Annotated in this window: 12 protein-coding genes; 9 read left to right on the top strand and 3 right to left on the bottom strand. The window is 44.3% G+C overall.

Annotation, left to right across the window (positions count from 1 at the left end; genetic code table 11):
• Positions 1-36 precede the first annotated feature (36 nt).
• On the bottom strand, positions 37-3,507 hold the full coding sequence (locus tag NI389_RS14015; RefSeq protein ID WP_308360475.1) for a S8 family serine peptidase: 3,471 nt from the start codon (positions 3,505-3,507) through the stop codon (positions 37-39).
• 571 nt (positions 3,508-4,078) lie between these two features.
• Between NI389_RS14015 and NI389_RS14020 the strand changes: the two genes are divergently transcribed.
• The 6 genes from NI389_RS14020 (at position 4,079) to hrpB (ending at position 15,375) form a co-directional block, all read left to right on the top strand.
• On the top strand, positions 4,079-5,380 hold the full coding sequence (locus NI389_RS14020; RefSeq protein WP_308360476.1) for a TolC family protein: 1,302 nt from the start codon (positions 4,079-4,081) through the stop codon (positions 5,378-5,380).
• A gap of 1 nt (position 5,381) precedes the next feature.
• The gene (locus NI389_RS14025) at positions 5,382-6,653 is read left to right on the top strand and encodes an efflux RND transporter periplasmic adaptor subunit (RefSeq protein ID WP_308360477.1); all 1,272 of its coding nucleotides are present in this window, start codon (positions 5,382-5,384) and stop codon (positions 6,651-6,653) included.
• Positions 6,650-9,754, top strand: a complete 3,105-nt coding sequence (locus NI389_RS14030) for an efflux RND transporter permease subunit (RefSeq protein WP_308360478.1) — start codon at positions 6,650-6,652, stop codon at positions 9,752-9,754. The genes NI389_RS14025 and NI389_RS14030 overlap by 4 nt, the downstream gene beginning before the upstream one ends.
• A gap of 297 nt (positions 9,755-10,051) precedes the next feature.
• A complete protein-coding gene (locus tag NI389_RS14035) occupies positions 10,052-10,948 on the top strand; it encodes a hypothetical protein (RefSeq protein WP_308360479.1) in 897 nt (298 codons plus the stop codon).
• Positions 10,949-10,950: 2 nt separating this feature from the next.
• On the top strand, positions 10,951-12,807 hold the full coding sequence (locus tag NI389_RS14040; protein WP_308360480.1) for a tetratricopeptide repeat-containing diguanylate cyclase: 1,857 nt from the start codon (positions 10,951-10,953) through the stop codon (positions 12,805-12,807).
• 78 nt (positions 12,808-12,885) lie between these two features.
• Positions 12,886-15,375: an ATP-dependent helicase HrpB gene (gene hrpB, locus NI389_RS14045; RefSeq protein ID WP_308360481.1), complete on the top strand. Its 2,490-nt coding sequence runs from the start codon at positions 12,886-12,888 to the stop codon at positions 15,373-15,375.
• A gap of 37 nt (positions 15,376-15,412) precedes the next feature.
• Here the strand turns inward: hrpB and NI389_RS14050 are convergent, their stop codons facing one another.
• Positions 15,413-17,092: a sensor domain-containing diguanylate cyclase gene (locus NI389_RS14050; RefSeq protein WP_308360482.1), complete on the bottom strand. Its 1,680-nt coding sequence runs from the start codon at positions 17,090-17,092 to the stop codon at positions 15,413-15,415.
• Positions 17,093-17,346: 254 nt separating this feature from the next.
• On the opposite strand from NI389_RS14050, the gene NI389_RS14055 reads away from it, so the two are divergent.
• The 3 genes from NI389_RS14055 (at position 17,347) to NI389_RS14065 (ending at position 21,344) form a co-directional block, all read left to right on the top strand.
• A complete protein-coding gene (locus NI389_RS14055) occupies positions 17,347-18,567 on the top strand; it encodes an MFS transporter (protein ID WP_308360483.1) in 1,221 nt (406 codons plus the stop codon).
• 211 nt (positions 18,568-18,778) lie between these two features.
• Positions 18,779-20,224, top strand: coding sequence for a RimK family protein (locus NI389_RS14060; protein ID WP_308360484.1), 1,446 nt, complete (start codon positions 18,779-18,781; stop codon positions 20,222-20,224).
• A complete protein-coding gene (locus tag NI389_RS14065) occupies positions 20,217-21,344 on the top strand; it encodes a peptidase C39 family protein (protein WP_308360485.1) in 1,128 nt (375 codons plus the stop codon). The genes NI389_RS14060 and NI389_RS14065 overlap by 8 nt, the downstream gene beginning before the upstream one ends.
• 13 nt (positions 21,345-21,357) lie before the next feature.
• On the opposite strand, the gene NI389_RS14070 is transcribed toward NI389_RS14065, so the two are convergent.
• Positions 21,358-22,185: a mechanosensitive ion channel family protein gene (locus tag NI389_RS14070; protein ID WP_308360486.1), complete on the bottom strand. Its 828-nt coding sequence runs from the start codon at positions 22,183-22,185 to the stop codon at positions 21,358-21,360.
• Between the last annotated feature and the right edge of the window lie 4 nt (positions 22,186-22,189).

A 22,189-nucleotide genomic window follows, 5' to 3' on the forward strand; every position in this document is an offset into this window, starting at 1 on the left:
CATTATTGCGTGGGCTTTTTTTTTCGTTTCTAGTGATTACTTCTTACGACGGAATAGCGCAAGAGGTGCTGCTAGCAATAACCAGAACAATGAACCTGAAGATGATTTCTTGTTTGGAACAACAACAGGAATAACTGGTTGCTCGCTTGCTTCATCCAATAAGTTCTTAACATTTACAACGATAGTTGCTGGCTCAGACACGTTGCCTGCTGTATCAGCCGCAGCTACTTCGATTTCAATGCTGTGTAGGCCTGCGTCGTAGTCAAGTTGAGTGCTGTTTGCAACAACAACTTTACCGCTTGCGTTAACGGTAACAGCGGAAGACGTTGACTTAGTTACGATGAATTCAGACACTGGATTTGCAAATGTAGAAGCGTAACTTACTGCAACTTCACCAATAACAGTGTCGTTAGCTGTGTTTTCATCTACTGAGAACGTTTGTTCTGCAGTGATGATAGGCGCGTCCTGACTGTCTGCCATTGGTGTCGCATTTAGAGGCATTGCACCGTTGCTTGATAGCATCATGAAGTTTTCACCAGAGAAAGCTAGTTTCGCTGACTGACCAGCTGCAAGTGCCGATTCAAGTGGCTTACCAGCATCGTCAACGAGAGCAGCAACGTCGCTTGTCGATACTTTGAACGTGTAATCTACCTTAACTTCATCAAGAGATGCACTTGGTACTGGTTCCCACGTATCTTCTTCTGTACGGAAGCGAATTTTGGCTGGAACGCCTTCAGCAAGTGATGCCGCGTCTAAACCTAGAGACTCGATACAGCTTGATAGCGTCACGTAGTTGTTGCCTGAAGTGAAGTATACATCCGTGATGTTACCATTTTCACTGTCGTAAGGATGTGTAAACGTGATTGCTGTGCCTGAAGCCGCAGAATCATAGAACCATTCTAACTTACCGTTTTGAATTGTTACGTCGTATGTACCATCTGGTGTAGTCTCGCCTTTTGCTGCGAAGTCGATATCAGCAAAGAAACCGCCTTGATAGGTGTGCGAGATAGGGTGACTAGTTACCATTGTAGTAAACGTCATATAGCCGCTTGGACAGTAATCCGCTGGTACTTCAATCGTTTCAATTGATGCGCCAATAATGTCTAAACGGTCGCTGTCGTTTGCTGCATCCGTTGCAACAGTTGGTGCAAAGAATGGCTCTAGTTCAACAGCACCTGTGTTTGTTAACACATATTCAACGCCATTAGCCGTTTTCATTGGTGCCACAGACGCCGCCGAAGTTGCTTTTGGAAGCATGTGGTAAACTAAATGGAACGCTTTATTTCCGCCTTCCGAGAAGTTTAATGCACCGTCAAGTTCCAATGTAGTTAAGTCAGCTGTCGTTTCTGGCTTGTACATGTTGCTTGAGTCAAGCGTCCACTCAGGCAGTTTAGATGGGTCTACCGTTGCAACAACATCAAACGAAATCGTCTGACCAGCAGGAACGGTGATTGACTCTGGGAAAGTCATGCTCAACGCACCACGCTCAATGTCATCAGCAAAACGTTGCTCTAAAGACAGTGAATACGTTTTAGCTGCATTTGAGAAGTTTTTCACTTCAACTGTTTTCGTATAGCTCGTAACTTCGCTAAGCGTTACAAGACCAAAAGAAAGCGCAGCTTGCTTTGTGTCTTTTGCCCATGCCGCAACTGGAAGTGCAGCTGCTTTTTCTACGTCTACTAGACCTGAACCAATGTAGCTGATAGGCGCTAGTGCTGTATCAGGGTTTACTGCACGAGGTTCCATCGTAACATCAAGATTAGCAGCATTCATGATCGTTGCTTTAACTTCTAGAGCTGTGCGCGCTGGAAGTGCTTCGCGAAGCATACTCATTGCACCCGCAGTGATAGGGCCTGAGAATGAAGTACCACTTGCAGGCGTCAAGCCTTCACCAAGACCTGGGTGTGCTGTCATGATGTTAACACCTGGCGCTGTGATTTCTGGCTTTAAGATGCCGTCCATTGATGGGCCGCGAGATGTAAATGATGCGATAGCACCTTGTTGGTCTTTAAGCTCTGATTTCACTGAGTATGCAACATCACCAGAAGCAAGAGCTGCCTTAAGCGCTTTACCAAGCTCATAACTTACACCAATGCTCGGAATTTCGATACCTGGTGCACTACCACCTGGGCGAGTTGGGCCTGCGTTAGGCGTATGGTTTGCGATGATAACTAATTTAGCGCCACGAGCTTGAGCATTAAGCACTTTGGCTGTGAAGTTACATGAGCCACGGTCAACAAGTACAGCTTTACCTGTAAAGTCTACATTTTCCGCGAACGCTTCACACGCTTCCGAAGTAGCGTCACCTGATGCGTTTTCACCTGTAGCTACGAACGCTAACGGTGCCGTTTCATTGGTAAACGCAAATTCGTTTACTGGGTTGAAGCTAGATACACCAACTTCAGCGGCTTCACCTAAGAATTGACTTGTCATTTCAGGCGATTTGATAACTGGGTGAGTCATCGCACCAACAGAAAGTGCATTTTCAGTTGTACTAGGACCGCCAACGATAAATGGTGTAGGACCATCGTTACCTGCTGAAATAACAACTGTTGTGCCTAATTTCACTGCTTTGTCGATAAGCTCTTGTACAGCACCGCCTTTGCTATCGCCAAAATCACCACCAAGAGACATATTAACAACGTCTACACGGTCAGAGATATCGCCGTCACCGTTTGGATCCATAGCTGCTTCAAGTGCGTGAAGTTGAGCGATACCTGGACACGTTTCAGAACATACTGAATAAACAAATAGTTCTACGTTTGGTGCGATACCAACGACAGAATGCGATACGTGAGTACCGTGGTTTGAACCTGCATCGATTGGATCTGGGTCGTTATGGAAGAAATCGTAACCACCCACGATTTTGCCTTGTGGCCATGCTGGTGTATCCGCTGGATCTGCTGCTGCTGCTTCATAATCCGCAACGTTACCTGAACCGCCTAACGCTTTATGAGTATAGTCAACGCCGGTATCTAAAATTGCTACACGGATGCCTTGACCTGAAGCCGTACCTGCTTGAACTAGTGGCGTTGCTTTGATGTAGTCAGCGCTGTCAGCTACGTCTAGTTTGTAGTCGTAGACAGGAAGAACAGCTTCAACAAGTGGGTTAGCAATCAATTGTTCAACGTCTGATTTCTTACCGTTTACAACAATCGCATTCACAAGTTTAGTTGTCTTAGTGATTACTTGTAAATCTGCACCTAAATCGACAATCGCTTTTTCAACAGAGTGCTGAACTTGTTCGACGTTTTGGCGAGCAAGAGCAACCGTATTACCCGCGATGGTTTGGTCTGCAATTGAAGGTGTATTTAATTTAACAAGCCAAGTTGTTACATCTGTAGATGCATTTTTCTTAACTTGACCTTGAATTTGAGCGTATTGCTTCGCAATTGGCGCTTTGTTTTGGTAGTTGTAATCTTGGAAACTCGCAGAATTTGCAAGACCAGAAAACATTACAGCACTGACTGCCGCTGCGACAGACGACATTTTTATTGTTTTAGACATAGCTACCCCTGGATTGTATTTAATTATGATGATGTCTTAACGGGATGAAAAAGAGTAATGACTATAATGTAAAAGAGAGTCCCCAATCAATAAACATTCTTCACAATGATGCATATGTATTTACAATAAGAAGTGTTTTCTTGTAAGTTCATGAATTTTAATAATAAATATTTGTGAAAGAATGTAAATGCGATACAAAATTTGAAACAATTAACTGCGACGAATGGAGGTAAAAGAGACAAACTGTATATTTATTATCTAGTTAGTTATTGCTGAAAAAGTGTGTTTGACTCATCGATATTGTTGATTGTTTTCTAATCATTTTGAAAAGCATCTAATATTTCACATTTTTAAGATGTTTTGCTTTTGTTTTGTATACATTTTGATTTCATTTTGTTGGTGATTTAGCGTTTGTTTTTGGTACATAAATCGGCCAAACGCAGTTTACCGCTGAACGAGTGTAAATCAGCGTAAATATGTTTGTGTATTCGAGACCGCTTCTCTACAGTTAGCGTCAATTATTGTGGAACAGATTTTTTAGCCCATGTATAAAACGCTCTCATTGGTGTGTATGTCCATGATACTGGCAGGTTGTCAGATCACTCAAAACACCGAACCCATGACCCGTCCAGAGTCAGCGCTAGTTTCTTCCCCTGAAAATCTCCAATCTCTCGATGGCTGGCTCAACTTAGCGCTCTCATACAGCCCTACATTAAACCAAGCTAAAGAAAGGGAAGTTCAGGCAAGTCTAGCTTTGGCCAATTCAAATGCAGCTCAATTGCCGGATCTCAAGCTCGCGATAGATCACAGTCGACGTAAAACGAGCACTGCGCTTGCCAATGGAAACAACTTAACGTTGTCCTTTAGTTGGGAGCTTGATTGGTTAGGTAAACTCGATGATTCCGAACAGCAAGCCGTAATGGCCTATGAGCAAGCAAAGCAAACAAGCTTTCAGTCGGAACAATCCGTGCTGAAACAAGTGAGCGTTGCTTTTCTAACGATGATCCAAACGCAAACGTTGTTGGACTTATATGAAAAGCGGGCCGCATTGCTTGGTCAACAATTGCAGATGCTAGAGGAAAATTACCAATTAGGTTTAACGAGCGCTTTGGATGTGTATTTGGCAAGAAATAATGTTGCCTCAGAACAAAGCCGTGTAGTGAGCCAAAAGCAAGCTTTGGTTCAAGCATTTAGTCAGCTACAGATTGCGGCAGGTGTGAAATCGACTCAAGGTAAGTTGACTCCGGCGATGCCAACGTTCAGCGCCGCCAACTATGATTCGCTCGGGAGTGATACGGCGCTAAATCGACCGGATGTACAGGCGGCTTGGTATGAATTATTGGCGGCCAATAAGGCATCAGCGGCATCTTTCAAAGCACAGTTTCCCAATTTCAAATTGACAGCATCTGGCGGATACAGTGCCGATGAGTTTAAGTCGCTTCTGAAAGGGGATTTTTTGTGGTCCTGGGTCGTCAATTTATCACAGCCTTTGTTTGATGGAGGTAGGCTTGCCAACGAATATGCACGTTCACAAAGTAACGAACGTATTGCTAAGAGTAAACTTCAAGACACCTTAAATAAAGCCTACGGTGAAATAGAAGTGGAGCTCGCAAATTACCACGCCATTGGCGAGCGGGTGGGTTTAGCGGAAGTCGCGCTTGAGAATGCGCGCATGGCCCAAGAACTGTCGTTTTCACAATATCAAAAAGGACTGGTGAGCTTCACAACCGTACTGGATGCACAAAAACGAGCATTGGATGCTGAAGTGACGAAAATCACGTTATCGACTGAGCAACGTCAACAAATTATCAATTTAGAAACAGCATTGGGACGACCGCTCTCGGCTTTGTTCTCGCTTAATTTGGAATCTTAAGATGAATCCTAAGTATCGTTTATCTGCCGCGATTGTTATCGCTATCGTCACTATTCTGGCATTGATCCATTTTATGAAGCCGGAGGCAAAACGTCGCAAAGCGCCGCCAGTTCCGGCAATTAATGTTCAAGTACAAACTATAACGGCTGAACCATATCGGTTTACACTTAATTCATTTGGGGTGTTGAGACCTCGTACTCAATCGCTTTTACAAAGCCAAGTGAGTGGCGAAGTTGTGTGGTTAAGTAGCCAATTCCGCGAAGGTGGCTTTTTCAACCAAGGTGATGTACTCGTCAAACTTGATGACCGTGATTATCAAGCAAAAGTGCAGACCGCAAAAGCAAACGTGATGAGCGCGGACCAAGCATTGATAGAAGAAAAAGCGCGTGGTGAACAGGCACTTCAAGATTGGTTGCGTCTCGGAAATCAAGGTAAAACACCATCCGCGTTAGTACTTCGTAAACCTCAATTGGCTGCAGCCGAAGCCAAGTTATTGTCAGCCAAAGCGGAATTAGCCACTGCCGAACTTGCCTTGTCTCGTACTCAAATTATGGCGCCGTTTAATGGCCGTGTTCTCAGTAAAAAGGTCGATGTAGGTCAACTTGCGGGAAATAACACGCAACTTGCTGAGGTCTATGCGACAGATTACGTCGAGGTTCGATTACCGTTGAAACAACGCGACTTGCCATTTATTTCGTTACCAGAGCATTATCGTGACGGAGAATCACGTGCGGAGTTACCGCGCGTGAGTATTCGTTCTACCCTGTTTGGACAGCCTGAAATTTGGGAAGGTCGCATCGTTCGTACTGAATCGGCAATTGATAGTAATGCACAGCAATTATACGTTATCGCACAAATTGATGATCCGTTCAGTGCTCAACACAAAAACAAAATGCCACTAAAAATAGGGCAGTACGTAACCGCACAGATTCAAGGTAAAACAAAGGATGAACAACTGCTAATTCCTAACAAAGCGCTTTACCAAAATAGTTATGTTTTCGTTGTCAATGAAGGACGATTGCAGCGTAGAGATTTGAAACTGGCTTGGCAGAATGATTCTCACAGTGTTGTTGATAGCGGATTGCAAGCAGGCGATGAGTTGGTTATTAGTCCGCTTGGTCAAGTGGTCAGTGGAACAGCAGTAAATATCGTGGAAAAAGATGGCGTTGCACTTGAAGCAAGACCGACTAAACCTCGCAATGCCGCTGAAAAAGGGAAAGGTGAGCGCAAACATGATGGGAAGCCTCGCCAAAAATCAGGAGAGTCAGCATGATAGCTTGGTTTGCTCGAAATCATGTCGCAGCTAACCTGTTAATGCTCAGTTTGCTGTTTGTGGGGTTGATGAGTCTGCTTAAGGACATACCGCTTGAAGTTTTCCCAGACACGGTCAGTGACAAAATATCTGTGTCCGTGTCACTTCGCGGTGCTACTCCTGAAGATGCTGAGCGAGGCGTGACTATTCGCATTGAAGAAGCGGTTGCAGACTTGGAAGGTATTGAACGGATCACCAGTCGCTCTACAGAGGGCAGTGCTAGCGTGACGATAGAAACGCAATCAGGTTATGACCCTCGTGAACTTTTAGCCGACGTCAAAAGTCGTGTCGATGCAATTTCAACGTTACCCATTGACGCTGAACGCCCACGTATTGCGTTGGCGCAGCGAAACCGGGAAGTCATTAACTTAGCGTTATCAGGTCCGCTGCAAGAACGAGAGCTAAGAACGCTGGTTGAACATTTACGTGATGACTTACTACGTGAAGGAGGGATCACGCAAGTCAGTCTTCAAGGTGTTCGTAATTATGAGATCGCGATAAATGTAAGCCAAGATACGCTTCGTCAGTATGATTTATCACTGGCAAAAATTAGCACGCTCATCAGCAACAGCTCTCAAGATATTTCAGCAGGGAACGTAAAAACGCAAAGTGGTGAAATTCTTTTACGTTCGAAAGGTCAGGCCTATCAAAAAGAAGAATTTGCGCAAATTATTGTAAAGACAGCTGAAGACGGCAGCTTAGTGCGGTTAGGCGATATCGCGACGATTGCCGATAATTTTGAAGAAACACCGTTGCTAACACGATTTAACGGTGAACCGGCTGCGCTTATTCAAGTGTATCGTGTGGGTGAGCAAAGTGCGATTGATGTGGCGGATGCCGCTAAAGCCTTTGCCATAAAGAAACAAGCCACCCTACCAGACGGTGTGAAACTAACCTATTGGGATGATGATTCTGAAGTCGTTAAAAAACGCCTCGCGACACTTACCTCTAATGCCATCCAAGGCGGTATTTTGGTCCTTGCATTGTTGACTTTGTTCCTTCGCCCTGCGATTGCATTTTGGGTGTTTATTGGGATCCCGATCAGTTTCACTGGCGCCTTTTTAGCGATGGCCTATTTCAATATCTCCCTAAATTTAGTGAGCCTTTTTGGTTTTATTCTTGTACTGGGAATTGTCGTTGATGATGCAATTGTGACCGGAGAGAACGTGTTTCGACATATGCAACAAGGAAAGTCAGGTTTAGATGCAGCAATTCACGGTACACAAGAAGTCGCAACGCCCGTAACGTTCGGGGTACTTACCACTGTTGTGGCTTTCATTCCCATGCTGATGATTGAAGGTCAACGTGGCGCGATGTTTGCGCAAATCGCCGTGGTCGTGATCCCGGTTTTATTGTTTTCACTGGTGGAATCCAAATTTGTATTGCCAGCACATCTTAAGTATTTGAAGCAAAAAAATGGCGATTCCGTGAGCGGTTTTAGCCGTTGGCAGCAAAAGTTTGCGAACGGGTTTGAACAATCCATTTTGAAATACTATCAGCCAATTTTACGTTGGTGTTTAAATAACAAAACGAGCACTTTGCTTGGTTTCAGCGGTATTTTCATTGTGATTGTTGCCATGATTATGTCAGGGTGGATGCGTTTTGTCTTCTTCCCTCGAATTGAATCGGAAACCGCTCGAGTAAACCTAACAATGCCCACGGGAACACCGTTTGAAGTGACGGACGGTCACATTGATCGCATGGTAAAAGCGGCGCTCGAATTGAAAGACAAGTACACTGACTCAGAAACAGGGCAAAGTGTTATTTTAAACGTGCTGTCATCGTCGGGTTCATCTGGTTCTAGCAACAGCTCCTCAACAGGGCGGGTTCGTTTCGAAATTCAATCACCCGAAGTCCGAGTGATGGATGTAAGCAGCGTACAACTGGTCAACGAGTGGCGACAGCTTATCGGTCCAGTTGCGGGTGCTGAAATGCTGACCTTCAGAGCCGAGTTTGGCCGCATTAGTGACCCAATTGATGTCCAACTTACGGGCAATAATCTAGATGAATTGAGCCTTGTTGCGGAGAAAATCAAAGAAAAGCTCAACCATTTTGAGGGCGTGTTTGATATTGCGGACAGCCTTTCAGACGGTAAGCAGGAAGTTCAAATTGATTTGAATGACGTTGGCTTAGCGCTTGGTTTAAACCGTGCAGATGTGTTACGTCAGGTTCGCAACGCCTTTTATGGTTCGCAAGTTCAACGTATTCAGCGAGGGCGCGATGATGTGCGCGTAATGGTAAGATTGCCAACCGATGAACGTGTTTCTTTAGCACAACTGGGGGCGTTTTTGATTTCTACGCCGACAGGTAAGCAAGTGCCGCTTGGACAGGTTGCAACCTTCAAAGCAGGTCAAAGTCCTGCGTCGATTTATCGTATTGATCGCTACAGAACATTGAACGTTACTGCAGATATTGATAAGCAAAGTGTTAACATGACGGCGTTGCAAGCTGATTTAAATCAGTTTCTGGCTGACCTAACGGCACAATATCCGGGTGTCGGTTATACGCTAGAAGGTGAAGCAAAAGAACAGCGTCAATCTGTGGGGAGTTTAGAAATAGGGCTACTGTTTACGCTGTTTGCAATCTACGCGCTGCTGGCTATTCCGTTTAAAAGCTATGGCCAACCGCTGGTGGTCATGTCGGTTATCCCGTTTGGCGCGATTGGTGCTATTGCGGGACATTTGATCATGGGTATGGACCTCACCATGATGAGCTTACTGGGTATTTTGGCGTTAATAGGTGTTGTGGTGAACGATAGCCTTGTTTTGGTCGATTTTATTAACACCGCTCGAAAAAACGGTACCCCAATTAAAGAAGCGTTGCTCACCGCAGGCGTATCGAGATTTAGACCTGTTATGCTTACGTCATTGACGACATTCATCGGGTTGATGCCGCTCTTGTTTGAGCGCTCCACGCAAGCGCAATTCTTAATACCGATGGCCGTAAGCCTTGGTTTTGGGATTTTATTTGCAACTTTTATTACGTTAATTCTTGTGCCCATTAACTATTATGTAATGGCGAATGGCAAAGCTTATCTACTCGGAAAATCAGCCCCTGAGTAATGTGTAGCCCGACGTAGTCGGGCTTTTTCATTTTACCTTCACACTAGTTTGTTTATCCCACTTACTCCGAAACCAGTGGCTTCGTCCATCATTGCACGACAATGTACCTATAACCCCTCTTAAGTAGACTAAAATTTAATCGTTAATTTGATGCGTTTGTTCTGTTTTTTGAAGTAGTTGCATTAAAAATAATGAAAAAGGTTTAATTTTATCGTGAAATGTGTTTTCAATTGGTTAAAATGGGACCGGTTGTGAAAAGCGAACTTGTATTATCGGTCAACGAATGAGGAAAGGTATTTGAAGCAGTTTATTCAACTCATTGCTTTGCTGGTGGTGATGCCAATTCAAGCAAATACCTCTATCGTGGTGGATATTTTAACGAGTGAAAATTTCTCTTCTCGTTATCACGAATTTCTTGCTGGTCGCAGCCCGCTTGAGCTTGAACATTTCTACCCCAGCACGAAGGGCTCACACATCGAAATAATTGAGATGGTATTACTTCAACAAGCGTTGAGTTTAGGTGGTGAAAGTAGGCCATTGGAGTTTCGACCTCAGACTGCAGTTAACACACTTGAATACAGCGCGTTGATAGCGGGGGATAGCGTGCTAATTGGCCGTACAGTCTGGCATGAAGACATTATTGATTTAAAAGGGTCTCTTTTTGTGAGCGAACCACTGGTTGAGGTTGGTCAGTATGAAGCTGGCCTTTACGTAACAAAACGGAATGTTGCTTTACAAGACCTACCCGCAGAACGATTAGATCAAATAACCGTCGTTGCCAACCCTCGTTGGCAGGTTGATTGGCACGCACTTAATAACTTACCTGTTAATTTGATTAGCTTCATAGGTCCTTGGGAAACCATGTTAAACATGGTGGAAAACCAAGTGGTTGACGCCATGTTGGTCAATTTCAGTGTCAGTGAATCGTTAACGATGAATTTTGAAGGGCGCGAATACGTTCCTATCAATAACCTCAAAGTGCTGCTACCAGATTCTCGCCATTTTGTTGTAAGTAAACAACATCCTGATGGAGAGCGAGTATTTAAGGCGTTGAACAAAGGACTTCGGATCTTGAAAGAACGGGGGACGATTGAACGAGCATTACGTGAGTCGGGGTTTATTAATTCCAGAGTCGCACATTGGAAGCCCGTAAATGCGGCAATGTTGCCTACAAATGCCCGTTCAGGAAGGTAGCGATGAAGCGTTGTGTATTGTTATTCATTCTTATCCAAAGCGCGTTAAATTGTGTACAGGCGCAAGAGGTAAATGGCCAAGTTATTGGTATTTCTGAACAGCGGCAACAACTCAACGTCGTGTACGATGAATTACGACGAGCAGTGCGTCGAGATTACGACTTATCGCTTTTGCCCAGAATTCGTGTTTTTCGCGAGCAAGCTAAAAGTTCTGGCGATGTGTCCATTGTCATTGATTCTTATCTTCTTGAAGGGGCATTGTTTGAGCAATATGGAGCGTACAAAGATGCTCTAGTCATGCACTTTGAGGCCTTGGCACTTGCTGAAAAAAGTCATGATGAACAACGTATTATTGATGTTTACTTTGCCTTTGTTGAGCTTGAAGTGGAATTGGAACGATTTGACGCCGCTGAACGCTATTTGCACAAAATTGCGAAAACACTGAAAAGAAGTCAAATTAGCGGCACGCCAACTTACCTTCTATCGCTTTGGCAAGCACAGATATTGCAATTTAAAGGCAGCTATCGAGAGGTGGTTGCGAAGATGCGCCCGCTCTTTGAGCAAGCTAACTTACCAGATGACCTAAAAGCAAAAGTGACGTTACTTTACGCGCGAGGGTTATTGTCCAGTGGCGAATTTGAAGCCGCACGTCGAGCGTTACTCGAGGTTAAGTCGCTTCGACAAGTGTATACCTCTAAAGAGCAGATTGAATACCAGATATTGCTTGCCAAGTGTCACCTTCAAGCAGGGGAATTCTATCAGGCTGAACTTTTGGCAACCAAAGAACTACAACAAACATTTGATACGCGTTACCTCACCGAACAAGGGGAGTTACAGCAAATTCTGGCTAATGCGCATGTACAGCAACAGCAGTACAAACAAGCCCATCTCTATATTCAACGTGCCTTGATGACTGAGCGCGCCATCAACTTGCAAAAACGCAGTAACAAAGTGCTTCAGTTGGAGGCGCAGTTTTCCGTCGCGCAGCAAAAACAGCAATTAACTGTGCTCGAGCGTGATAACGCACAGCAGGCCCAAAAATTAGAGTGGCAGCAACAGCAACTAGAAAATGCGAGACTCACGCAACAGCGGTGGATTTTATTGGCGCTGTTACTGTTTGGTGTCGGTGGTTTTTTGTATTGGCGCTGGCAAAACAAGCGCTATTTAATAGTCCTTAAACAACAAGTACAAGCCAGAACCGCGGAGCTTGCTGAGCGCAACGAACGTTTACAAGCCTTGAGTTTTACCGATAGTTTGACGGGACTTAGAAATCGCCATTATTTCTTTAGTGTAATTGATGGTTTTATCAGTAAAACTCAGCAAAGAGAAAGCGTTCTTTGTTTGGTCGACATAGATCATTTTAAGCGTATTAACGACACTTACGGTCATGCTGCGGGTGATGTCATTTTGCAACGTTTTGCGGAAATTCTAAAACAGTGCACTCGACATTCAGATATCGTGGTACGTTGGGGAGGAGAGGAATTTTTGTTACTTATGCCTGACATGTCACGACAAGAGGCATGTGAGGTCGCAGAGCGTATTCGATTGCAGGTCAGTAGTTATCCATTTGTGATAAATGATCACATCTTAACCTGCACGTGTTCAATTGGATTTGCACCGTTACCGCTCGTGCCTGAACGCGATAAATGGTTAAATTGGGAGCAAACTTTGGAACTGGCCGATGTCGGTTTGTACATTGCAAAAGAAACGCGTCGTAACGCTTGGATGGGGATAGCGCAATTGTTACATCCAGACGCGTACCAAAATGCGGAAGTTTTCTCAAAACAGGCAAGAGTACTCATCCGAAGCGGCGAGTTAAAGGTTTTTGCAAGTCACAGCCAAGTGATGTTAGAAACCTAACCACAAAGATTACGGCGTTTCACGCAACATGGTGATGTCGTATAATCCTAATTAAGATGATTTAAATGCGAAGAATCCGTGTTACCAATTCACCAACACCTTTCTCAAATTGCCCAGTTGCTTGAGGCTAAAGGAACTCTCGTTCTTGAAGCCGAACCTGGGGCCGGTAAATCAACGGCTGTTCCGTTGTCGTTACTCAGTGCTACCTGGTTGGGTGGCAAAAAAATCGTTATGTTGGAGCCGCGCCGAGTCGCTGTAAAATCGATTGCCGGTTATTTGGCAAAGCAATTGGGAGAAGCGATTGGAGAAACCGTGGGTTATCAGATCCGCAATGAATCTAAGGTGTCGGCAAAAACAAAATTGGAAATTGTTACAGAAGGCGTGTTAACACGCCGCATCCAATCTGACCCTGAGTTATCTGATACCGCATTACTGATTTTCGACGAGTTCCATGAACGCTCTATTCACGCCGACTTAGCATTGATGTTGAGTCAAGAAATTCGATTAGGGTTTCGTGATGACTTACGTATTCTTGTGATGTCAGCGAGCATGGACAGCGAATTTGTCAGCGAATATCTTGATAGAGCGCCCATTTTGGCCTGCGAAGGGCGAGTCTTTCCCGTAGAAACGGTTTATCAACCTTCGGATAATCAGCCAATCGCTAAGCAAGTTAGTAAGGCACTCAACTATGCCATGTCTGCCATGCCAAAAGGCGATGTCCTTGTCTTTTTACCGGGTCAAGGCGACATTAGCCGCGTCTATAACTTGTTAAAAGAAGAATTCGCTGATGAGGTTGAATTACTTACCCTATTTGGCGCGATGCCTTTGAATGAGCAAATGCACATTCTAAATGGGGGGATAAGTGGCCTGCGACGTATTATTCTCAGCACCAATATTGCTGAAACGAGTTTGACTATTCCAAATATCACCATCGTAATCGATTCGGGGTTAGAAAAGCGTATCAACTTCGACGTTAAATCCGGCTTGTCGCGATTGGATACGCAACGCATTGCGCTTTCGTCTGCCGTGCAAAGGGCGGGACGTGCAGGTCGTACTCAAGCTGGATTATGTGTCCGTTTGTGGTCTTCTCAGGAACATTCAACATTCGCCGCCTTCCCCAAAGAAGAGGTCATGACAACGGATTTGGATGGCGTTGTGCTGGAATTAGCGAAATGGGGAATCGCTCGATTTGATGAAGCAAATTGGTTGAGCGCGCCTCCATTGTTGCACTTTGAATCAGCACAAACGCTAAACCGTCAGCTTGGATTTTTGTCTGATGCAAATAAACTGACCGAACTTGGGCTTAAAGCTCATGCAATTCCGGCAGAGCCAAGACTTAGTGCAATAAAACTCGCAGCTTGCAACGAGAGTGAGAAGCACGTTGCTTCGATTTTACTCGCCGTATTGCAAGAACGAGATTTACTCTTAGCGCCACATTCAGCGCAACTATTAGACCGAATTCTGGTGGTACTAGAGGGGTTACAAAGACAAGCTATATTTGGTGTTCGAAAGAACATTGTTCAGCAAATTCTTCAATCTATTAAGCATAAAAGTGACGCGAAACCGGTTGAGAGTACCTACTCTCCAACAGAATTGTCCGAACTGATCGCTCGCCTCTTGCTCGTGGCCTTTCCAGATAGAATAGCGAAACAAAGCCCGAGTGAACGTGCTCGCTACACGCTCGCGAATGGTCGTGGTGTACGTCTAAAAGCAGATGATCCTCTTTGCAAACATGACTGGTTGGTCGTAGTGGATTGCGATGGACAAAATAAAGATGGTTTAATTTATTTGGCTGAGCCGGTATCAGAGCCTTTACTACTAGAGGCACTGCAATCGCACTTAGTGAGGGAAGAGCGCTGGCAACTCGACGCCACAAAAGAAAAATTGGTGGGAAGACGAGAATTGCGTTTTCAACAGTTGACGGTAAAAAGCGAAAATTTACCATCGCCAAGTCCTATGACGTTTAAAACATGTATCGCCTCGTTATTAAGCGAAGAAGGGCTTTCGCTGTTGAATTGGAACGAGCAGTGTATGCGATGGGTCGCTAGAACACATTGGTTGTCGCAATACCTCGATGATTTCCCAGAAATTAATGAACTTACTCTGGTCAATTCTGCGGCTGAATGGTTACTACCTTACTTGCCTGATGTCACCAATCTTAAAGCGCTAAAACAGGTGCCCATATTCGGCCTACTCAAAAGCAATCTAACCTGGGAGCAGCAGCAAGTTTTAGAACAAGAAGCGCCCGACTATTATGAAACGCCAAGTGGAACTAAGGTACGGATTGATTATTGTAATGCCGTACCTACCGTCGCCGTGCGTCTTCAAGAAGTGTTTGGCGAGGTTGAATCGCTGCGCATCGCAGGCGGAAGGGTCGCATTACGTTATGAGTTATTGTCGCCTGCACTAAGGCCATTACAAACCACAAGCGATTTGGCTCATTTTTGGCGAAATGCCTACGTTGAGGTTGCCAAAGAGATGCGGGGACGATACCCAAAACACAGATGGCCTGAAGAACCTTGGTTAGAAAAAGCTGGGCACTCGCTGAAATCTCGTCAGCCAAAATAGCTCAATGGCGTCACTATAGGGAGAATCGAACCGGGAGCTAAAGGTGGCTTCCGTCTTCAACGGTACCTCCGGCTTCTTCATATTGATACACAGCAAGGTTGTTGCGACCCAATTGTTTTGCTTTAGACAGGGCATGACCAGCGCGTTGCATAAGGTCACTTTGTGAAATGGACACGTCGTCATTAAAAGAAATCCCTATGCTACAGGATATTTTGACGGTGCCTTTAATCGTCGAAATTGAACTTCCAAAGATCAGCGCTTTGAGCTCTTCCATAGCAAGTTCAATCGCGTCTCGAGACTGTTCAGGCAGCAAAATGGCAAATTCAGAATCGCTTAGTCGCCCACAGCAATCGGCCTTTTTGGTAATAGTACGCATCGCTGTGGCGACTTTAGACAAAACAATATCAGTAATGTCAGCCCCCCAATGTTCAAGGAGCATTTGGAATTGGTCGATTTCTAATATTGCCAAACCAAGTGGCCGGTTAAACCGTTTGGCTCTATCAAGCTCTTCATCAAAACGCTTGTAAAAATATCGGCGGTTATAGAGGCCGGTTATGGGATCTTCAATCGCATTTTGCGCAAGTTGTAGATGACTAGCCTGAAGCTGTTGATTTCTCTCAGAGACTTCATCCCGTAGCTCTTCATTTAAGTGGCGGAGCTTTTCTGCCATAGCAATAAACTCTGCAGATAGTTCTTTGGCTTCTAGCCAACCGTGATAACTATTGGTTGGTAACTTTTCTCCTGTACGTAGCTTATGTCCGTAGTCCTTTAACAGTTGCAGAGGGCTTTGAATGTATTTAGCGAGTAAAAGCGCGATAACAATAGCGAAGATGACCATCATTAGGCTGTAGTAAATAACCCGATTTTGGTTTTGGAAAGTGAGGTAATTGACCTCTTGTTCATCAATCTTGACCACCAGTCCCCAACCTAATTTGGGTATAAACTGAGTCGCAGCAAGGACGGGGACTTCTCGGTAGTCAGGCGCATTATTCATGATAATGGATTTGCCATGCAGTGCTTGAATGATTGGAACATCTTCTCGAATACTTGCGACTTTTCGATGAAAAGCTGCATCTGGGTCATATTTTAATGGAACGGCAAATATGGCATCCCCGTTTTTGTCTTGGATAGCAAAAAGCCATTCACCCGTTTTTCCTAGCCCCGTTCTGTCTGAGATAAGTTCATTGATGGCGTCGGTACTAAATGCCAGCCTTATAAAACCAATAAGCACCCTCTCGAAGTAAATTGGTTGAACATGGACAAGTTGAACGCCTGAGGTATCAGGGACTAATTCCGTCTGTAACTCAAAAGGATTCGCGAGCGAGACATGTGTATACGCAGTAGATGAGTTGGTAGTGATCACTAGATTTCCAAGCGCATTGTACACCGTAAAGTGATCCAGTGATTTCAATGATTGTGTTGAATTAAGTAGCGTATTTTTAAGAGTTTCTAAATGGTTCTGAGTTCGTTCATTCAGCCACCCCGTGAGGGCTGTCTTTAACCCAACATTATTTGCGGTCATTGCGGTGTAATTTTGGGTCTCGTTGACAAGCGCTTCAATACGACGTTTTCCAATTTGTGCCAGTGATGCGATTTGCTTCGCCATTAGGTCTCGATGATATTGAGCCGTGTTTAAATTGATGTAATACACCCCAATCAATAAGGGTAAAATTGACAGTGAAACACACAGGGACATGACTAGAAGTTTGAGCTTCATCTTTGCTCCTAAAATCCTTTTCCATTTCAAGTGTAGAATAGAATCTGGCTATTCAACCATTTTCTTTTTATTCGAATAAGCGGGATACAAAAGCAAGTAGGTACTGTTTGATATTGCCAAATTAGGCAAGATCGAACACGGAGCAGGAATGGTTTAATCAACAAACGTACATTCCTATTCCGAGCCATAAATAAAACTTTACCTCAAGGGTAATTGAGGTTTTAGAGTGGAGTCACTTTTAAGGGAGTGACAACATGATCAAAACAATGACACAGTTCACCAAGCTAACGTGGGTATTATTACTGGGTAATTTTGCGATTCGCACGTCTTATTTTATGGTTTGGCCTTTTCTTGCGGTAATTCTTTATGAGCGATATGGTCTGACCGCCGTTGAAGTAGGAGGGCTTTTGAGTTTGTCAGCCGTCTTCTCAACGTCAATAGGTTTTTTCACGGGTTATCTCGCTGATCGTTTTGGGCGTTTGCCCATTTTAATGTTGGCTATTGCACTCGGTATTATTGCTTTTCTGGGGCTTGCGATTATGACATCGCTTGTCTCATTTATGGCCTTCGTCGCGTTAGCGACAATGCCTAGAGCTTTGTGGGATGCGCCAAGTAAAGCGTTAATGTCTGACGAAATACCGGACCAATCTCAGCGAGAGTTGGCTTACCAAACGTTGTATTTTTTGGTGAATGTGGGTGCTGCGTTTGGTCCGCTGTTTGGGCTTTTGGTCGGGTTAAATGGCAATGTGGGTCTGTTTGCGTTTACGGCATTGGCCTATTTAGGCATGGGGGTAGGGCTACTGGTATTTTGGTCAGGTCGACATCCAGTGGCAATCGGTGGTGCGAGCGTGCCGGCTTTCTCTACTTGGTTGTCTATTTTACGTCGAGACAAGCGTTTCCTAATGGTTTTAGCTGCAAATTTTATTGTTTTTGTGGTCTTCGCTCAAAGTGATTCTACCCTTGTTCAATACCTAGCGCGCGAAAATGTCCCTGATCTTGCTTTTTTGATTTCGTCTTTAATTGTCCTGAATGGTGCCATAATTGTGGTCGCACAGTTTCCATTACTTGCACTCATGCGCAACTGGTCTATTGAAAATCGGCTGCTAGTAGGTTGCTTCCTGCTGCTCATTTCGCAGATCACAATGGCAGCGATTAACGTTAACTCCTATACGGCTTGGTTAATTGCTATGGCCATTTTAAGTCTTGGCGAGGCGATACTCTTTGCAAATTTAAATGTATTGCTAGATAGGCTATCGCCAGAATCGATGAAAGCGAGTTATTTTGGCGCAGCTGGTTTGTGTTCTTTGGGTTATGCATTAGCACCATTTATTGGTGGTGTAATTTTGCAATCATTCGGTGGTGTTCTACTCTTTTTAACAATGGCTTTTTTATGCTTATTAGTCATGGTGATATATCAGTTTTCTACGCGTTTTAGCGTATTTACTGGTCATTCCGAATCACTGTGTAATACATAAAAATTACTCACTCTTATCGAGAAATTTATTTCATTTGCGATGAAAGTAAATCGGCTTTATAAAGTGCGCAGAATGACCAACTGAATTCCGCTATTGCAGTGCATGTGATTGATCTTTTGGTTCTTTTTGCCAAAAAAATGAAAACTATTCGTCGGCACAACGAATTTTCAACTATACCTTGTATGCGTGCCCGTACTAATTAGGAATTTACATGCTTAAAACGTTAATTGTGGTTGAATCAACAGCATTAGTGGAAGAGTTAGGTCTACCTAATACGCTTACTTTTGAGCGTTATCTTCAGGACTACCCAAAACGCGACGAACCGAAAACACGCATTATCAACTTGTGTAATACCGAGCAATATTTAAGTAAAGGTTACTATTGCTCACTGTTGGCAGAGGCTCGTAAACACGTTGTTCAGCCAACAGTGAAAACCATCAATGCATTACGCTCTGAAACGTTAGATCTCAATCTTACTGCAAAGCAATTAAGTGAAGTGGCAAAGATTGCGAACGTGAGTACTTGGGTTTTCTTTGGAAAAACGAACGAGGCGGCGTGGCAAAAAGTTGGACAAATTGCGCATAAGAAATACCCAGCACCTATTTTGCATTTAGAGTATTTAGTTGAAACGAATCAAGTGCGTATTAAGCAAGGTTCACTCAGTGAATTAGAAGGAGAGGAAAAGCAAGCATTTCTAGCGCAATTAACCTCTCATGCGGAATCAACTTGGCATATTGGTCAAACAACAAAACACGCTCGTTGGGAAATGGCCATTTTAGTTGACCCGAATGAACCTTCGCCGCCAAGTGACAAAGAAGCGATTGCGAAATTTGTAAAAGCAGCACGTAAACATGGTATTCATGCGGAAGTGAAAACGCCGGAAACGTTAGAAGACGTAAGCCAATATGATGCGTTGTTTATTCGTCAAACTACGGCGATTGATCACGTCACATACAAATTGGCGAGCAAAGCCGAAGCGAAAGGAATTGTCGTTATTGATGACGCAACGTCGATTCTACGTTGTTGCAATAAGGTATTTCTACATGATGCCTTTAGTTACAACAAAGTGCCTACGCTAAAAACAGTAACGGTGAGTGATAAAGAGGCGCATACCTTAGAACAGCTGGAAACCACGTTTAGCTACCCGATGGTTTTAAAAATGCCTGAAGGCTCGTTCTCTCGGGGCGTGTTTAAAGTAAAAGACAAAGAGGAATTGGAAGCGCGTTTAGGTGAGTTACTCGCGGAAAGTGCTCTCGTTTTGGTGCAAGAGTTTTTATACACCGAGTACGATTGGCGTATTGGGGTGCTGAATGGTCGTGCAATTTATGCTTGTCGTTACTTTATGGCGCGCAATCACTGGCAGATATACAACCATAACTCTAAGCGTTTTAATTCAGGTGGTTGGGAAACATTGCCGACTTTTGAAGTGCCTCGCGCCGTGCTTGAAGCCGCACTAAAGGCCTGTAAGGTGATCGGTAAAGGTCTTTATGGTGTTGATGTCAAAGAGCTTGCTGGTAAGGCTTATGTGATTGAAGTGAACGACAATCCGAGCATTGAAACAAAAGTGGAAGATGCGTATTTAGGTGATGAGCTGTACATGCAAATCATGGCTGAATTCCAACGTCGCTTAGAGTTAAGAGGCAAAGATAATGACTAATGCAGCGCTTAAAGTGGAAGACACACCAAGCGCGATTATTCGGGTTGCTTCACCGTCTGACTTAAATGCGCTGACTGACCTTGAAAAGCATTGTTTTTCGAGCGATATGCTGAGTCGGCGAAGCTTTAAACGCTGGATAAGTGCGAAGCACGCGATATTGTTAGTGGCGGAACTCGAAGGGCAAGTACTTGGCTATGGCTTAGTATGGTGTTTGAAAGGCACTCGACTTGCTCGCTTGTATTCGCTTGCGGTGTCGCCAATGGCGCGAGGTCGTGGTATTGCTGAAATGCTGCTCGGTGCACTTGAACAGGAAACAAGTCAACGTGGGCGAGGTTACTTACGCTTAGAGGTTTCTATCAATAACCAAAAAGCCATAAAACTCTACCAAAAATTTGGCTATAAAACGTTTGGCGCTTACAGCGATTACTATGGTGATGGCAGTGAAGCGCTGCGTATGCAAAAGCAAATTGCCCATTTTAGTGGTGATGGCGTGCAGTTCAATGTGCCGTGGTATATGCAAACAACCGAGTTCACCTGCGGTCCAGCTGCATTGATGATGGCGATGGGCAGCTTATCCACTCAGTTTGAGCCATCTCAACTGGAGGAATTAGAAATTTGGCGTGAGGCGACCACCATATTTATGACCAGTGGTCACGGTGGATGTCATCCGATTGGATTGGCGTTGTCTGCTCAGTATCGAGGATTCAATTCAGCCGTTTATTTAAGCACGAGTGAGCCTCTATTTCTGGACGGTGTTCGAAGTGACAAGAAAAAGAACATCATGGCGTTGGTGCATGAGGATTTTGTAGCGAAAGCGAAGGATTGTGGTGTTGCTCTGAATTATGAAGATATAAAGCTGGCCAGTCTTGAAAGTATGCTTAACGACAATGTACGAGTGCTTGCGCTTATCAGCACGTATCGTTTAGATGGCAAAAAAGCGCCACATTGGGTGTGTGTGACCGCGATGGACAGTCACAGTATCTATGTCCATGACCCTGAGCTTGCAACTAATCAGGTCGCCATTGATTGCCAACATGTGCCAATTGCTAAAGCCGATTTTGAAAAAATGAGTAGCTTTGGTAGCGCAAGGTTAAAAGCCATTATTACCTTGCGCACTTAACTGAATTCAAGGACTACGTAGGATTTTTAAGTGTTACAACGCGTTGAGGGAATGGGATTTCTATTTTCGCGTTGTTGATTGCATCAAATACAAGACCGTTTACCGCAAGCTTTGTCTCGATAATTTTATTCGTCGGAACCCAATAGCGATAGCTTATCACCACTGCACTGTCCGCGAAGGCTTCTATGCCCACTTTGATTTCAGGCTCGTTAGCTACATTGGGGTGTTCAGACAAAATGCCTTGGATAAGTTTAACCGCCATGTGATGGTCTGCGTGATAGGCAATTCCTACTTCTCCTTTAACTAACGAATTCGCAAATGAGTTGTGAAGTACCTCACCGATTATTTGTTTATTCGGAATTGTAATTTCAACTTGTTCTTCATCAACTAAGATAGTGTGTCCTAGTTGAATGTCTTTAACCAAACCGCTAATGCCATTGACCATGATGGTATCACCAACCACAAAAGGGCGAGTGGCGATAATGGCAAGCCCAGCGCCGTAATTTGAAAGCATGCCTTGCATCGCGAGACCTGCGCCTAGAGATGCTGCACCGATAGCGGCAACAAACGGTGTTACGCTAATCCCAATTTTGCCAAGAGAAATCACGATAAACATAACGATGACAATCACTTTAACGACATTACTAAGGAAGTTTGTCAGCGTGACATCGATATTATGTTTATTCATCAGCGCGGAGGTAACTGAAGAAAGTTTCTTCGCAACCCACAGGCCAAACAACAAGACTAGAATTGCCCCGACAAGTTGCATGCTGTAGTTCATCAAGTACTCGCTGACGACCTGATAGTAGTGCTCAATAAATTGAATTTCTTGTTTAATCATTTAG

The organism is Pseudoalteromonas xiamenensis (assembly GCF_030994125.1).
In the GTDB taxonomy this organism is placed as follows: domain Bacteria; phylum Pseudomonadota; class Gammaproteobacteria; order Enterobacterales; family Alteromonadaceae; genus Pseudoalteromonas; species Pseudoalteromonas xiamenensis_B.

What these genes read in the sequence shown, in the direction of transcription:
- NI389_RS14015 (WP_308360475.1), bottom strand. Translation starts at nt 3,507, where the DNA reads ATGTCTAAAACAATAAAAATGTCGTCTGTCGCAGCGGCAGTCAGTGCT.
- NI389_RS14020 (WP_308360476.1), top strand. Translation starts at nt 4,079, where the DNA reads ATGTCCATGATACTGGCAGGTTGTCAGATCACTCAAAACACCGAACCC.
- NI389_RS14025 (WP_308360477.1), top strand. Translation starts at nt 5,382, where the DNA reads ATGAATCCTAAGTATCGTTTATCTGCCGCGATTGTTATCGCTATCGTC.
- NI389_RS14030 (WP_308360478.1), top strand. Translation starts at nt 6,650, where the DNA reads ATGATAGCTTGGTTTGCTCGAAATCATGTCGCAGCTAACCTGTTAATG.
- NI389_RS14040 (WP_308360480.1), top strand. Translation starts at nt 10,951, where the DNA reads ATGAAGCGTTGTGTATTGTTATTCATTCTTATCCAAAGCGCGTTAAAT.
- NI389_RS14050 (WP_308360482.1), bottom strand. Translation starts at nt 17,092, where the DNA reads ATGAAGCTCAAACTTCTAGTCATGTCCCTGTGTGTTTCACTGTCAATT.
- NI389_RS14055 (WP_308360483.1), top strand. Translation starts at nt 17,347, where the DNA reads ATGATCAAAACAATGACACAGTTCACCAAGCTAACGTGGGTATTATTA.
- NI389_RS14060 (WP_308360484.1), top strand. Translation starts at nt 18,779, where the DNA reads ATGCTTAAAACGTTAATTGTGGTTGAATCAACAGCATTAGTGGAAGAG.
- NI389_RS14065 (WP_308360485.1), top strand. Translation starts at nt 20,217, where the DNA reads ATGACTAATGCAGCGCTTAAAGTGGAAGACACACCAAGCGCGATTATT.
- NI389_RS14070 (WP_308360486.1), bottom strand. Translation starts at nt 22,185, where the DNA reads ATGATTAAACAAGAAATTCAATTTATTGAGCACTACTATCAGGTCGTC.